Raw genomic sequence first — 14,980 nt, forward strand, 5'->3', positions numbered from 1 at the left:
GCTGGTCAGAAGAGGCTCAGGGCGCGACGCATGACTCCTTGGCCGAGACAGGCACTCGGCTCAAAAACAGCTGCAAACCTTGCTGATACGAATCCGCGTCCATCACATCGCTATGCCTGGGGATGTGATAGGCCTTGCCCTCACGATACAGTTTGGCGCAGGCAACGGAGTAGAAGTCGGGCGTAACTTTGAGATGCACAATCTGCCCCCAGGCCAGCCTACTTATGGCGCCTTTGCCCCTGGTATTGATCAGGGTGAAGCCTTGGTCGTCGAATTGCAGGCGATAACCACCTTCTGCTGCCTTGAGGGAAATGCGCAATTTCATTTCTATGAGACGCTGGTTCGCGCTGCGAAAAGGCGCGCGCGGCTTGGCACGGTTGTCGGCGATACGTTCACGTAAATGGCTTAGCAGGCGACCGGAGTAGACCCGCCAGAACACCAAGAAGATCACCCCGAACAGCGCCATGGTGATGAATTTCTGAGTGCTGAACTCGCGCGCAGGGAAATAGATTGCCAGCATGCCGCCAACCAGGCCCAGGAGAAACAGCAGCGGGGCGATCAGGCGGTCCTGAAAGCGTGCGACATAGCCCAGCAGTCGGGCCTGCTGTTGATCATGCTTGAGCATCTCGCGCTCCAGCAGTTTGCTGATTCTGATCTCGGTATGCTCGGGGGTAATGCTGAATTGCAATTCCATGACGTTGAATCCGAAGTCCGTTTCCTGATGAGGGCGCTAGTTTACGTGTTTACGCTGCTCCTGGTATATGCAACCAGGTCTTTGGGGTACACCATGTGTTCGATTTTGCTGTCGTCAATGGCGTAAAGAAAAGCGATGGGAGGGCGCAGTGTGGCTGGAGTCTTCACAGTCAAAGCGGGCATACCATTGAGCAGTGTTGTCTTCTTCGAAGCAATCGCCGTATGGTGAGTATTGATGAAGTTGGTCTGGTTCCGGAATGCCGAATCGATTTTATGATTCGGTTAACCGCGACATAAGCAGCGGGGGTGCCCTCATGCAGCTCACCGAGTTGAGGGTATTGACCTGCCTGTATGATCAAACCGTCGTCATAACCCCTTATGCCAATGTCGCCCCGGCCGCTAAAAGCTTTACGCATAACGTCTTCACCACCAAGGCTGCGTACGAACGATGCGCCAATAATGGTTTGCCAGTTAACGCCCTTTATATAATCGATCAGCTCTAGGGCCAAGCTGTGCACCATCGAGTCGACTTCCAGCCCCAGATACTTCTGGGCTAGTTCAAATTCAATTGGTAGGTAACTGTCAAAGTCAAAGGGCAGAATAGTGGACAATCCACCATAGCCATGATCCGCATTAACTTGGTTGCAGAGGTAGCTGATCCAGGCGTTATACCGTATACGTCCAGCTTCCGTTTGGAGTGAATTCCAAGGCAGCACGATTTTTATATAGGAGCGGGCGCTATCTTTGTGCAACTCAAATGAGTTAAAAGTTGATATTCCGTAGGCCTCGGCTTCTTTAGTGCTGGCGGCACTGGTAAGTTGAAGTTCGTACCGATCATTACCACCCAGTGCCACGATTTTTGCCGCTGCTTTTTCGAATGTTTCGGGTGTCAGCCTTTTATACTTATCCTGGAGCTGACCTTTCAAGTGCTCGCCAAACTCTTCATAGAAAGCTCGAAAGCACTCCATTACCTTGAGCTTCTTTTCGGTGGTGTACCCTTCTTTAAAGTAGATCGTGGCAATGAGCCCGAGTTTTACCACAGGCGTACCATCCGGCAATTCAAAGCACAAATTCGGTGCCATTGCAGCAAGCTTTTCAAATTCAATCATATTCATTTTCTCAGTTTGCAGGTGCTACGGCCGGAACGATCAGCAGGCTACCGAAATGTACGGTTAGTCGCTGATTGAGAAGACAGGGGATAGGTTTGTTTAAGAGCCCGTTCCCCCACATTCTGTACTCCTTAATTCGTGCAGCCAGGATAAATGGTGCATTCACGGCCATTCATCTTGAACGTCCTGAAATTCGTAGTGTTTCCTCTGCAAAAACCGTAAGGATCATCTACTCCTTTGCCAAGGCACGGTTTCCAGCCGTTTGGGAATCTTTGCCACTTATTGTCGAATGCAGGCTTTTCATCGGCTGAGTAGCGCATTTCGAGACGGACTACTTTCCCCGGTAAATCACTACGGTTTATAGCGCCGCCGGGTTTTTTCTTACTGAACCGATCTTCCGGCACTCTCCATTGATCGTCTGCGGCACTACACGATAATATTTTGGATATGCCGTTTTTTTTGATTCTAGCCACGCTCAACTGAAACATCCAACTGCAAACGCCACGAAAATTAGCCTCACTTGATTCTGTTTCTTTTTTAATATCTCGCTCGGCAATATCCCGGATGGTTATCCCGCCACCGTCGCCGCCGATGTCTAGAGAGGTTGGTCCATATCTGCCGTCGATGCTGGTATCTATGCGAGTTAAATCCATGGCGCATCCAGCGATATGATATTCAAGAGGTATTTCGAAACTGGCAGTCTGGATAGTATCTTTGGCCGTAATGTGTTCTGTTTTTTGCTTGTGTCTGATTATTTCTCCACCCAAGGCAGTGATATGAGTTTTGCAATCCTGGCCGGAGCGTGGTGCGTATTGTGCTTTTGATGTGAATTCGAAATTAGCCGGGGTTGTTGCGATTAATGTGAAGTGTTCGCCCCCATAATGACTGGTCGCATCCTCGACGGCGTCCTTGGCGACCTGCCCAGCCATGCTGCACGCGCCAACCAATGGGAGAGCAAGAAAAAAAACAGACCCAATGCAACGTAATAAAAATATTGAGCTCATTAGTTACTCTTGCAGGTCGGGTAGATTGTGCATTCGCGTCCGCCCATTCTGAATTTCTTGAAAGTAGGCGGATTCTGACAACGGTTTGACTTTTCGGTACCTTGACAGGGCCTCCATCCTTCTGAAGTTTCAATCCAGCGGTTGCGGGAAAATCTGCTGGTCATGGTTGTGTCGCAGGTAGTTGAGCGGCGAGGTCAGGCTGATGCTGTAGCGCGTCAGGCTTTTGCCCGAATCACCCTGAGTGATGCGGTAGACCAGGCCAAACACCTTCGAGGGTGAGAGAAATATGGGTAGCGTTAGCATCCAGCATGCCTTTGATTCCGTCCTTTGAGTAACCAGGCGGCGATGGTGCAGGATTAAACCTACTGGCTCAAGGTGCAAATGACCTAGATGCGGGCAGTGACGGGTATCGGGAAAACGCCTATTTACAGGGTTCAGGCCAATGAATTCGGGGGGCGGCAAATAGTACGTGTTCATTAAGCGCTATCGGTAACTTATCGGCGGGCAGTAATTGGCAGTCATTTTCAGACTAAAGTCGTCTGTATCAGCTAGCAGCCATCTGCCACCATTGGCGATCACCCCCGTAACTTTTCACTTCATCGCAGCGAACCTTTTCGCTGGATGAACGCTATTTGTGTTGGCTGATTGTCCTGTCGCAAAGATGCGCTGTTGGAGCTTTTTTTCTCATGCGTCCCCCGTTTCCCCTCATCACACCGTGCCCGGTTCTGGGCTTCGGCGCTTTAGTCCTGTGCGCAGGTTTTACCGCGCAGTCCCAGGCCAGCGGTTTTATCGAAGACAGCAGCGTCAAAGTCGAATCGCGCACGGTGTATTTCAACCGCGATTTTCGTGATGGTCATACCTCGAACGAGCAGGGTGCGTCGAAGCGTGACGAGTCGGCTCAGGGTTTCATTCTCAATCTGCAATCGGGCTACACCGAAGGCACAGTAGAGTTCGGCGTCGATGCGTTGGGCATGCTCGGGCTCAAGCTCGATTCCAGCCCCGACAGCAGCAACAGCGGCTTGTTGCCGTCCACCGGGGAGAACCCGCGAGGCTCGAAAGACCAATACGCCAAGCTGGGCCTGACGGCCAAAGTCCGCGTCTCGCAAAGCGTTCTGAAGTACGGCGCGTTGCTACCGGATCTACCGCTGTTGAAGTACAACGACGGTCGCCTGCTGCCAACGATGTTCAACGGTGCAATGCTCACATCGAAAGAGCTCAAGGATCTGACCTTCACGGCCGCGCGCCTGGACAAGTACACCGCCCGGGATTCCACCGACGCCCAGGACATCCGCGTGCACTGCAAGAACAAGCGTTATGCCTGCAACGTCACGGCTGATCACTTCGATATGTATGGCATCGATTACAAGATCAACGAGCGCCTGACCGGTCAGTATCACTACGCCGAACTGGAAGACATCTACCGTCAGCACTTTGTCGGTTTGCTGGCCAACCAGCCGTTAGGCTCGGGTCTGTTGAAGGCTGATCTGCGCGTACTCGATAGTGCCGACATCGGTGTCGCTCGCGCTGGCTCCATCGAGAACCGCGCCTTGAGTGGCATGCTCGGCTACGCCATCGACAGTCACACGCTAAGCGCCGGCTGGCAGCGAATGATCGGTGACAACTCGATGCCGTACCTGGATGGCAGTAACCCGTATCTGGTCAACTATGTGCAGGTCAACGACTTCGCTGCAGCCCAGGAACGCTCCTGGCAGCTGCGCTACGACTACGACTTCAAGGCCGTCGGCCTCAATGGCTTGAGCTTCCTGACCCGTTATGTGAATGGCGATCACATCAAGGTGCCGGGCAGCGAGCAGGAAGGCAAGGAGTGGGAGCGCGACAGCGAGCTCAAGTATGTAGTGCAGAGCGGGACGTTCAAGGATCTGAGCCTGCGGCTGCGCAACGCGACGTATCGGACCAACTACGAGAAGTTCGCCCGGGATGTGGATGAGACCCGGTTGATTGTGAGTTACAACTTCTCAGTGTTGTGACAGTGAGAGTGGTGGTGTGAGGTAGACCGCTTTCGCGGGCAAGCCTTGCGCCTACGGGTGATCAATGTCGTCAAGTAACACATGACCTGTAGGAGCAAAGCTTGCTCGCGAAGAGGCCCTCACATTCAGCGCATTTCCAACTGATGCCGGTACGGCAAATCCGGCCCGGTCTTGCTGCACGTCAGGGCGGCTGCGCTGATGGCGAACCTGAGCATCGCGTCGATCTGTTCGCGGCTCAAGCGCTGCAAGCCGTCGACTGAATCGAGCTGTTGCTCGGTCAGCCAGGTGATCAATGCGGCCTGGAAGGTGTCGCCGGCACCGACGGTGTCGGCAATGACCACCTTGCTTGCCGGCGCGGACCAACTGCCATGACGACGGCTGAACACCGTCGCACCCTGGCCGCCACGGGTCAGGAACACCAATTGACAGCGATGTTCGAGCCAGCCGTCGATCACGCTCTGCGGCTCGCGACCCGGATACAGCAGGCTCAAGTCTTCGTCGCTGACCTTGATCAGGTCGGCGTATTTCATCAACTCGGCAATCCGCGAACGCCACAATTCGATGTCCGGCTCGGGATTGAGCCGTACATTCGGATCGAGGCTGATCAGGCGTTTGCCGCTTTCCCGACGTACCAGCGTCAGCAGCGTGTCGGCAATCGGTTGCACCACCAGCGAGAACGAGCCGATGTGCAGACCGCGCACCTCATCGCTCAACTCTGGCAGATGGGCGAGCGTGAGCTGGCGATCAGCGCAACCTTCACCGCGAAAGCTGTAATGTGGCGAGCCGTTGGCACCGACCGCGACCATCGCCAGGGTGGTTGGCGCGTCGAAGTCCAGCAAATAATCCGCACGCACCCCTTCGTCAGCTAACACCTGCTGCAAGCGACGGCCGAGGTAGTCGGTGGACAGCCCGGCGAACAGCGCCGAGTCCACCCCCAATCGACGTAAGCCGACCGCCACGTTGAATGGTGATCCGCCAGCAATTGCCTTGTAATTCACTGTTGAGGCCTGACCGCTGGCCGCGTTTTCGCTGAAGAAATCGAACAGTGCTTCTCCACACACCAGATACATAGTTGTTCACTCTTTAAAGGGTTGCGACCTGTTGGCGATAACGCTCATAGGCCTGTTGGTAGGCCGCTACATTCGCCGCAGCGGGTTGGGTTTCGCTGGTGGGGTCGAGGCTGACACAGCGCTCGCACAACGCCAACAGACTTTGCTGGGTACCGGCGGCCGACTCGCACCACGCCGCCTGAATCGCTGCACCGAGGGCTGCGGCCTCGCTGTGTTCGGTGCACACCACCGGGGTGTTCATGATGTCGGCGACCATCTGCCGCCATGCCGGGCTTTTTGAGCCACCACCGGTGAGGCGAATGCTGCGGCTCTGCAATCCGTTGTGACGCAATAGGTCCAGACCATAACGCAAGCCGAAGGTGGTGCCTTCAACCACCGCGCGGCAGAGGTTGGCCTGGGTCAGGTTGCTCATGTTCAGCCCCAGCAGGCTGCCGGTGGCATGGGGCAGGGCGGGGACGCGCTCGCCATTGAGGAACGGCAGCATGCTCACGCCTTCGGCGCCAATCGGTGATTGCTCGACCCGGGCATTGAATTGTGAGAGGTCGAGATTGAACAGTTCACGCACGGCGCTGGTTGCGTTGGTCAGGTTCATCGTGCAAATCAACGGTAGCCAGCCGCCACTGGAGGAGCAGAACGTTGCGACTGACGCGTCCGGGCTGACGTTGGGCTGTTCGGCGTAGGCATACACAGTGCCCGAAGAGCCCAGGCTCATGGTGATTGCACCGGGCTGGATATTGCCGGTGCCGAGGGCGCCCATCATGTTGTCACCGCCACCGCTGGCAACCAGCGCCTTTGGATTGATGCCCAACCGTTCGGCGATGTCCGGCAAAATCGTGCCGACCGCCTGATGTGCCTCCAGCAGTTTGGGCAGCGCCGCTTGCAAGCGGCCACTGGGGTCGATGTCGCCCAGTAGCTCTACATCCCATTGGCGGCTTCGCACATTGAAGTAGCCAGTACCTGACGCGTCACCGAACTCGCTGCAGCAGCGCCCGGTCAGCCAATAGTTGAGGTAGTCGTGGGGCAACAGAATGTGAGCGATGCGGGCGAAAATCTGCGGATGCTGCTCTTGGGTCCACAACAGTTTGGACACGGTATAGCCCGGTGCGATGGCCACGCCGAGACGTTCCAACGAGCCGCTTTCGCCGCCCAGATGAGTCAGCAACCGATGGTTTTCTGCGGTGGTTTCGGTGTCGCACCAGAGCTTGGCCGGGCGCAGTACCTGGCCTTGTTCATCGAGCAGGACCAGGCCGTGTTGCTGGCCTGAGACGCCGATGCCGAGAATCTCCTGACCGCTGATGTTGGCGGCGAGTAAGGCTTGGCGAGTGGCTAGGGTCAAGGCTTCAAGCCATTGGGCCGGGTCTTGTTCACGACGGCCATTGGCGCCGCTGATCAGACTGTGGGCGGCGGCGCCTTGGCCGAGAACTTTACCGCTGCGCGAATCGAGGATCAGCGCTTTGGTGCCCTGGGTGCCGCAGTCGATGCCGAGGAATAGTTGGTTTGCCATGGAAACACCCTGCCAAAGATCGTTCCCACGCTCCGCGTGGGAATGCCTCAATGGACGCTCTGCGTCCGCTTCTGGATGTGACGCGGAGCGTCACGGGTTACATTCCTTTGCTGCGCGTGGAAACGATCAACCGGCCAACACCCGTTCCAGCGTCCGCGTCACGCCATGCTCACGCAAGCTGTTGCAGCACCATTCAAAAGCTGCAACAAACTCCGCAGAATGGCGGATCGCCGTGCCAAAGATTTCCTCAACCTCCAGCATCCGCTGAGTGATCAACGCATCATCGGCCACCAGCGCCTGACAGAACTCTGCCCGCGGGTCGGGAATCGGGTAGGTATCGCCATTCTCATCCACGCCCTTCAAATAGATCGCCCACGCTGCCACCACCAACGCCGCGCGCCGGGTCTCGCGGCCATCGGCAATCAAGCAGTTGATGGTCGGTACGGTGAATTTCGGAAACTTCGACGAGCCGTCAGAGCAAACCCGCGCCAGTTGATCGGCAATCGCCTGATTGGAGAACCGTTCGACCAGGGTGTTCTTGTACTGCGTCAGATCGATACCCGGCACCGGTGCTAATTGCGGCGTTACGTCCAGGTCCATGTAGGCGCGCATGTAACGCACGAACAGCGGGTCATTCATGGTTTCGTGGACGAAGCGATAGCCCTTGAGAAAGCCCAGGTAGGTCAGGGCCAGATGGCTGCCGTTGAGCAGTTTGATTTTCATCTCTTCATAAGGGGTGACGTCGTCGGTGAACTGCACGCCGACTGTTTCCCAGGCCGGGCGACCGTTGACGAAGTTGTCTTCCAGCACCCATTGCACGAAGGGTTCGCAGACCACTGGCCATAGATCGTCGATGCCGTGCTCATCGTGCAGGTGCAAGCGGTGAGCCGAGCTGGTCATTGGGGTAATGCGGTCGACCATGGCGTTGGGGAAGCTGACGTGTGCGGCGATCCAGTCCCGCAGGTCGGCATCGCGCAGGGCGGCGAAGGCCAGCAGCGCCTTACGGGTGACCGCACCGTTGTGCGGCAGGTTATCGCAGGACATCAAGGTGAACGCTGGAGTGCCGGCGGCGCGGCGTTTGGCCAGGGCTGTACAGAGGAAACCGAACACGGTTTTCGGTGCGTTCGGATGCGCCAGGTCATGCTGGATCTGTGGCAGCTGGGCCATGAACTCACCCGTGCTGTCGTCAATGCAATAACCCCCCTCGGTGATGGTCAGCGAGACGATGCGAATGTCCGGGCTGGCGAGTTTATCGATCAGCGCCTGGGTACCATCTTCGGCCAGCAGCATGTCGCTGATGGCACCGATGACCCGTACTTCGGTGTCGCCGCTATCGCCCAGCTCGAACAGGGTGAACAGATAGTCCTGGCTGGCCAGGTCATCCCGGGCGCGGCGATCTTCGGCACGCAGGCCGATGCCGCAGATGCTCCAGTCCAGGCCTTCTCCAGTGTTCATCAAGGCATCGGTGTAATAGGCCTGATGGGCGCGATGGAAACCGCCGACGCCGATGTGTGCGATACCTTGGCGAGTCGCACTCAGGGTGTACGCGGGCAGAGCCACTTCAGGTGCCAGGCGGGTAAGGTTGGGCTTGTTCAGTTTCATGTCGGATCTCGGCAATCAGGCAGCGGCGCGCAGCGGTCTGGCCACCGCCACCCCGTTGGCATCGAATAAGTGGCAGTGTTCGGCGTCCAGGTGCAGGCTCAGTTGTTCGCCATAACGGCTCGCCAGATCCCCGCGAATGCGCATGGTCAGCGCTTCACCGGAGGCGGTCAGCACGTGGCAGAAGGTGTCGCTGCCCAGGCGTTCGCTGACGTCGGCGGTGACTTGCAAGGTGCAGTCGCCGGGCTGCGCCAGTTCCAGATGTTCCGGGCGAATACCCAGTGTCACCGCGCCGCCAATGCTCAGGTTGGCACCGCTCAGTGGCAATGTGATGCGAGTGCCGGCGTCCAGTAGCACTTCGCAGTTCTGGCGTTCGACACGGGTGACCCTGCCCTTGAGAAAGCCCATTTTCGGGGTGCCGAGAAAGCCTGCGACAAACAGGTTGGCCGGCTGGTGATAGAGCTCCAGCGGTGAGCCGACCTGCTCGATCCGGCCACCATTGAGCACCACGACTTTGTCAGCCAGGGTCATGGCTTCGACCTGGTCGTGGGTTACGTAAATCATCGTCGCTTGCAGTTCTTTATGCAGCCGCGCCAGTTCCAGGCGCATCTGAACCCGCAGGGCGGCATCGAGGTTGGAGAGTGGTTCATCGAACAGGAAGATTTTCGGGTTGCGCACAATCGCCCGGCCAATCGCCACGCGCTGACGCTGACCACCGGAGAGCTGTTTCGGCTTGCGTTCGAGCATCGGCCCGAGCTCGAGAATCCGTGCCGCTTCGTTGACCTTTTTCTCCACCTCGGCCTTGTTCACCCCGGCCAGGTCGAGGGCGAAAGACATGTTCTTGCGCACGCTCATGTGCGGGTAGAGGGCATAGGTTTGGAACACCATCGCCAGATCGCGCTTGGCCGGGCTGACTTCGGTGATGTCGCGTCCGTCCAGTTCGATGGTGCCGGCAGTGACTTCTTCCAGACCGGCGATCAGCCGCAGCAGGGTTGATTTACCGCAGCCGGACGGGCCGACGAACACCACGAACTCGCGGTCGTTCACTTCAAGGTCGATGCCTTTGATGATGGAAAAGCCTTCGAAACCTTTTTGCAGATTCTTGATTTTCAGGTGGGCCATGATGGGCCTCCGCTTTTAATGATTCGAAAGGGGCGTTATTTCACGGCGCCGAACGACAGGCCGCGCACAAGCTGCTTTTGACTGATCCAGCCGAAGATCAGGATCGGTGCGCAGGCCAGCGTCGAGACCGCCGACAACTTGGCCCAGAACAACCCTTCGGGACTGGAGTACGAGGCGATCAACGCGGTCAATGGCGCGGCTTTCGACGAGGTCAGGTTCAGTGACCAGAACGCCTCGTTCCAGCACAGGATCAGCGACAGCAACACGGTCGAAGCCAGGCCGCCCTTGGCAATCGGCAGCAGCACCCGGAGCATTTCCTGCCAGAGGGTGGCGCCATCCAGGCGGGCGGCTTCGAGGATGTCCTTGGGAATGTCCTTGAAGTAGGTGTAAATCATCCAGACCACAATCGGCAGGTTGATCAGCGTGTAGATGATGATCAGCGCGATCCGCGTATCGAGCAGGCCGAAACTCTTGGCCAGCAGGTAGATCGGCATCAGCACGCCCACCGGCGGCAGCATCTTGGTCGAGAGCATCCACAGCAGCGTGCCTTTGGTGCGCTGGGTTTCGTAGAACGCCATGGAGTACGCCGCCGGCACCGCAATCAGCAGGCACAGGGCGGTGGCGCTGAACGAAATCACCACCGAGTTCCAGGCAAAACTGAAGTAGCCGCTGCGCTCCTCGATGTGCAGGTAGTTCTCTAAAGTTGGCGTGAAGATGAACTGCGGCGGCGTGGCGAACGCATCGATTTCGGTTTTGAAACTGGTCAGCACCATCCAGAAGATCGGGAAGAAAATCAGGATCGCGATGGCCCAGGCCAGGGTGCCGAGCAACAGGCTTTGCAGGCGACGGGATTGTTGAAGAGTCATGGCAGGCCTCAGGCTTTGTCAGTCAGGTTTTTGCCGAGCATCCGCACCAGGATGATCGCCGCGATGTTGGCAATCACCACCGCAATCAAGCCACCGGCCGAGGCCATGCCGACGTCGAACTGCACCAGCGCCTGGTTGTAGATCAGGTAGGCGAGGTTGGTCGAGGCGTAGCCGGGGCCGCCGTTGGTGGTGGTGAAGATTTCGGCGAATACCGAGAGCAGGAAGATGGTTTCGATCATCACCACCACTGCAATCGGCCGTGCCAGGTGCGGCAGGGTCAGGTGCCAGAAGATCGCGATGGGGCCGGCACCATCCAGGCGCGCGGCTTCTTTCTGTTCCTGGTCGAGCGACTGCATGGCGGTCATCAGGATCAGGATCGCGAAGGGCAGCCATTGCCACGAGACAATGATGATGATCGACAGCAGCGGGTAGTGCGCGAGCCAGTCCACCGGTTGCGCACCGAAGAGCTTCCACACGGCCGCGAGAATCCCCGAGACCGGATGGAAAATCAGGTTCTTCCAGATCAGCGCGCCGACGGTGGGCATGATGAAGAATGGCGAGATCAACATCACCCGCACGATGCCGCGACCCAGGAACTCACTGGCCTCCAGCAAGGCGCTGATCAATACGCCGAACACCACGCTGATCAGCAGCACACTGCCGACTAAGAGCAAGGTGTTGGTGGCGCCCGGCAGGAAGCCCGAGTCGGTCAGGAAGTAGCTGAAGTTCTCCAGCCCGACGAACGCGTTGTCGCCGGGGTACAGCAGGTTGTAGCGGATCAGCGAAAAGTACAGGGTCATGCCCAGCGGTACGATCATCCACAGCAGCAACAGGGCCACCGAAGGGCTGACCAGAAACCAGCCCGGGTTGGCCAGCCGGCTTTTCCGCAGCGGCGCCGGGATATCCATATGTGCTTTGAGAGTCGAGGTATTCATGGCGATCACTTACTCGTTGTACAGCGAGTTTCCTGTGGCGAGGGAGCTTGCTCCCGCTCGTGGGCAAAGCCCACGCCAATCTCGTCGATGCGTTCGCTGACAAATCGCATTCGCCGTTTTTGGGGCCGCTTCGCCCGAACGCGGACCGGCCCAGCGGGAGCAAGCTCCCTCGCCACAATTAGATGTCAGTCGGTTATTTGGGATAACCGGCGCGCTTCATTTCACGTTCGGTGGTTTGCTGGGCGGCCGCCAGGGCCTGGTCGACGGTGGTCTGGCCGATCAGCGCGGCGGAGAACAGCTTGCCGACCTGCGTACCAACGGCCTGGAACTCAGGAATGGTCACCAACTGGATGCCGATGTAGGGCACCGGCTTGAGGGTCGGTTTGCCTGGATCGGCAACCTTCAGCGATTCCAGCGTGACCTTGGCGAACGGCGCGGCATTCATGTAGGCCTCGCTGTAGGTCGAGGCGCGAGTGCCAGGCGGCACGTTGGCGATGCCGTCCTTCTCGGCCACCAGTGCACCGTATTCTTTGGAGGTGGCCCAGGCGCTGAAGGTTTTCGCTGCATCCTTGGCTTTGGAGCTGGTGGGAATCGCCAGTGCCCAGGAGTACAACCAGGCCGAGCCTTTGTCGGTCACTTGATGGGGCGCGTAGGTGAAGCCGACGTGGTCGCTGACTTTGCTTTGAGTCTTGTCGGTGACGAACGAACCGGCAACGCTGGCGTCGACCCAGATCGCGCACTTGCCGCTGTTGAACAGCGCGAGGTTCTCGTTGAAACCGTTGCTGGAAGCACCCGGTGGGCCGGACTTTTTCATGGTGTCGGCGTAGAAGTTCAGCGCGTTCTTCCACTCGGGGCCGCTGAATTCCGGCTGCCATTTCTCATCGAACCAGCGTGCGCCATAGGCGTTGGCGATGGTGGTGATCAGCGCCATGTTCTCGCCCCAGCCGGCCTTGCCACGCAGGCAGATTCCGTACTGTTCCTGGTCGGGTTTGTTGAGTGTGCTGGCGAATTCGCCGATCTGCTCCCAGGTCGGATGCTCGGGCATGGCCAGGCCTGCGTTCTTGAACAGGTCGGTGCGGTAATAGGTCATGGAGCTTTCGGCATAGAACGGCAGGGCGTAGAGCGTGCCCTTGACCGACAGGCCTTCACGCACGGAAGGGAATACGTCGTCGAGCGCGTAACTGGCGGGGAGATCCTTCATCGGCTCCAGCCAGCCCTTGGCGCCCCACAGTGCAGCTTCGTACATGCCGATCGTCAACACATCGAACTGGCCGCCCTGGGTGGCGATGTCGGTGGTCAGGCGCTGACGCAGGACGTTTTCTTCCAGTACCACCCAATTGAGCTTGATCTCCGGGTGCTCGGCCTCGAAGGTTTTCGAGAGCTTTTGCATGCGGATCATGTCGCTGTTGTTGACGGTGGCAATGGTCAGGGTTTGTGCGCCAAGGCTGACGCTGCTGAGGGTCATGCAGGTGCAGGCAAGCAGAGCTTTTACAGTGGGTTTCATCGCGCACTCCTCTTCTGAGCCCTGGGGGCAGCAGAAGGACAGTTATTGTTTTTGTGTCTTCCGGAGGTAGGAAGAATCTGAGGCTGATTACAGCCCTCAACACACGCGATGACAAATCATTGGTAGCACTTGCGCTGATACTTTTTTGCACTTGAAGAGACCGCAGGCTACGCCAGCCCTTTGTTGGAGATGGTGCAGCCTGTGATCTTTAATATCGTCTTACCACAGTTTGACGCTGTAACTGAGGACCAAGCGGTTTTCGTTGGTGTCGCGTTGGTAGTTGCTTTTGCTCATACCGTTGCGCCAGCGGGCGCTGACGTTCTTCAGCGGGCCGCTCTGGATGGTGTAGCCCAGGTCGATGTCTCGTTCCCACTCCCGGCCTTCGCCGACAAATTTTTTGATCTGCGCCTGATCGCCCTTGGCGTAGCGTGTGGAGAACAGCAGCCCCGGAATGCCCACCGTAGCAAAGTCAAAATCGTAGCGGGCGTGCCAGGCGCGTTCCCTGGTTTGCGAGAAGTTGCTCAGTTGGTATTCGGTGAACAGGTAGGTGTTGCTGCCGTCGACGTAGGCAAAGGGTGTTTCACCGTACTGCTGCTGGAAGCCACCACCGATGGAGTGTCCGGCAATCGCATACATGAAGCGTGTGCTCAACGCGCGGTTGTCGACGGTGCCGGCCAGGCCTGCACCGGCAGCGTCGGCGCTGAAATAGCGGATATCGCTTTTCAGCGTACCGCCGCCCAGCGCCAGGCTGTGCTTGAGACCGACATAGTGCTGCTGATAAATGTCCTCAAGCTGCGCGTAGTAATAACTGCCTGTCAGCGTAGGGTTGAACCGGTAATCAGCGCCGCCGAAACGGAATTCATCGCTTTTTGCCGAGCTCTTGTAAGCGCCGTTCTGGCTGGTCAGCCCCATCTTTTCGTAGTCGGTCGATTCCCGCTGTTTGACCTGATCGATCTGCCCGCCGCGTAAGGTCAGGCCCTTGATGTCGCTGGAGCTGAGCAGGGCGCCTTCGAAGCTCTGCGGCAGGACTCGGCTGGTGTTCGGTTGCAGCAGCGGCAAGTCAGGCAGCAAATGGCCGATTCGCAGCTCGCTCTTGGCAACGCGGGCCTTGGCGGTCAGGCCTACCTTGGAATAGCTGTCGTGGGCACGTCTGGCGTAACTCGGTTTGCCCGGTTCGGCTGTGCTTTCTCGGGACAACAAACCGCTGCCGGAGCGATCCGGGCTGGAGTCGAGCTTCAGCCCGAGCATGCCAAGTGCGTCCAGGCCAAAGCCGACCGTGCCTTCGGTGTAGCCCGATTGCAGGTTCAGCAGAAATCCCTGGGCCCATTCATCACGCTTGGACTGGCCATCGCCTTCGCGGTAGTCGCGGTTGAAGTAGTAGTTTTTCGAGTCCAGCGTGGCCTTGCTGTCCTTGAGGAATTCCGCTTCGGCGGCCATCGGCAGCAGGCTGGTGCCGCCGATCAAGGTCAAGTGCTGCATGAGTCTGGCGTTCATGGTGTTGGCTCCTGTGAGGGCTCGTTGTTGTTTTTCGGGCATGGCTTCGCCATGGACGCATTCAGTGGTGTCTGAAGGCGTCCGAGGTGAAG

At 57.9% G+C, this 14,980-nt stretch carries 13 protein-coding genes; 1 reads left to right on the forward strand and 12 read right to left on the reverse strand.

Features of this window, described 5'->3' with window-relative positions:
* Nucleotides 1–16: 16 nt before the first annotated feature.
* The 4 genes from KRR23_RS21380 to KRR23_RS21395 form a co-directional block, all read right to left on the reverse strand.
* Nucleotides 17–694, reverse strand: a complete 678-nt coding sequence (locus tag KRR23_RS21380; RefSeq protein WP_216744125.1) for a hypothetical protein — start codon at nucleotides 692–694, stop codon at nucleotides 17–19.
* A 169-nt stretch (nucleotides 695–863) separates the two neighbouring features.
* A complete protein-coding gene (locus KRR23_RS21385) occupies nucleotides 864–1,802 on the reverse strand; it encodes a type VI immunity family protein (protein ID WP_216744126.1) in 939 nt (312 codons plus the stop codon).
* 131 nt (nucleotides 1,803–1,933) lie between these two features.
* Complete coding sequence (locus tag KRR23_RS21390; protein ID WP_216744127.1) at nucleotides 1,934–2,806, reverse strand: hypothetical protein; 873 nt, start codon at nucleotides 2,804–2,806, stop codon at nucleotides 1,934–1,936.
* Nucleotides 2,807–2,935: 129 nt separating this feature from the next.
* Nucleotides 2,936–3,109: a hypothetical protein gene (locus KRR23_RS21395; protein WP_216744182.1), complete on the reverse strand. Its 174-nt coding sequence runs from the start codon at nucleotides 3,107–3,109 to the stop codon at nucleotides 2,936–2,938.
* A gap of 383 nt (nucleotides 3,110–3,492) precedes the next feature.
* Between KRR23_RS21395 and KRR23_RS21400 the strand changes: the two genes are divergently transcribed.
* Complete coding sequence (locus tag KRR23_RS21400) at nucleotides 3,493–4,794, forward strand: OprD family porin (RefSeq protein ID WP_216744128.1); 1,302 nt, start codon at nucleotides 3,493–3,495, stop codon at nucleotides 4,792–4,794.
* Nucleotides 4,795–4,919: 125 nt separating this feature from the next.
* Here KRR23_RS21400 and KRR23_RS21405 read toward each other — a convergent pair whose 3' ends face one another.
* From KRR23_RS21405 to KRR23_RS21440, 8 genes are all read right to left on the reverse strand, one after another.
* Nucleotides 4,920–5,864 carry a carbohydrate kinase gene (locus KRR23_RS21405; protein WP_216744129.1) on the reverse strand — a complete coding sequence of 315 codons (945 nt, stop codon included), beginning with the start codon at nucleotides 5,862–5,864 and terminating at the stop codon, nucleotides 4,920–4,922.
* A gap of 13 nt (nucleotides 5,865–5,877) precedes the next feature.
* A complete protein-coding gene (gene xylB / locus KRR23_RS21410) occupies nucleotides 5,878–7,368 on the reverse strand; it encodes a xylulokinase (RefSeq protein ID WP_216744130.1) in 1,491 nt (496 codons plus the stop codon).
* A gap of 126 nt (nucleotides 7,369–7,494) precedes the next feature.
* Nucleotides 7,495–8,970: a mannitol dehydrogenase family protein gene (locus tag KRR23_RS21415; RefSeq protein ID WP_216744131.1), complete on the reverse strand. Its 1,476-nt coding sequence runs from the start codon at nucleotides 8,968–8,970 to the stop codon at nucleotides 7,495–7,497.
* A gap of 15 nt (nucleotides 8,971–8,985) precedes the next feature.
* The gene (locus KRR23_RS21420) at nucleotides 8,986–10,089 is read right to left on the reverse strand and encodes an ABC transporter ATP-binding protein (RefSeq protein ID WP_216744132.1); all 1,104 of its coding nucleotides are present in this window, start codon (nucleotides 10,087–10,089) and stop codon (nucleotides 8,986–8,988) included.
* Between the two features lie 35 nt (nucleotides 10,090–10,124).
* Complete coding sequence (locus KRR23_RS21425; RefSeq protein WP_216744133.1) at nucleotides 10,125–10,955, reverse strand: carbohydrate ABC transporter permease; 831 nt, start codon at nucleotides 10,953–10,955, stop codon at nucleotides 10,125–10,127.
* An 8-nt stretch (nucleotides 10,956–10,963) separates the two neighbouring features.
* Nucleotides 10,964–11,863: a carbohydrate ABC transporter permease gene (locus tag KRR23_RS21430; RefSeq protein ID WP_237143007.1), complete on the reverse strand. Its 900-nt coding sequence runs from the start codon at nucleotides 11,861–11,863 to the stop codon at nucleotides 10,964–10,966.
* Between the two features lie 220 nt (nucleotides 11,864–12,083).
* On the reverse strand, nucleotides 12,084–13,394 hold the full coding sequence (locus tag KRR23_RS21435; RefSeq protein ID WP_216744135.1) for a sugar ABC transporter substrate-binding protein: 1,311 nt from the start codon (nucleotides 13,392–13,394) through the stop codon (nucleotides 12,084–12,086).
* A gap of 219 nt (nucleotides 13,395–13,613) precedes the next feature.
* Nucleotides 13,614–14,888: an OprD family porin gene (locus tag KRR23_RS21440; protein ID WP_216744136.1), complete on the reverse strand. Its 1,275-nt coding sequence runs from the start codon at nucleotides 14,886–14,888 to the stop codon at nucleotides 13,614–13,616.
* Nucleotides 14,889–14,980 lie beyond the last annotated feature (92 nt).

The sequence above is a fragment of the Pseudomonas sp. CVAP#3 genome (assembly GCF_018986375.1).
Lineage (GTDB): Bacteria > Pseudomonadota > Gammaproteobacteria > Pseudomonadales > Pseudomonadaceae > Aquipseudomonas > Aquipseudomonas helvetica.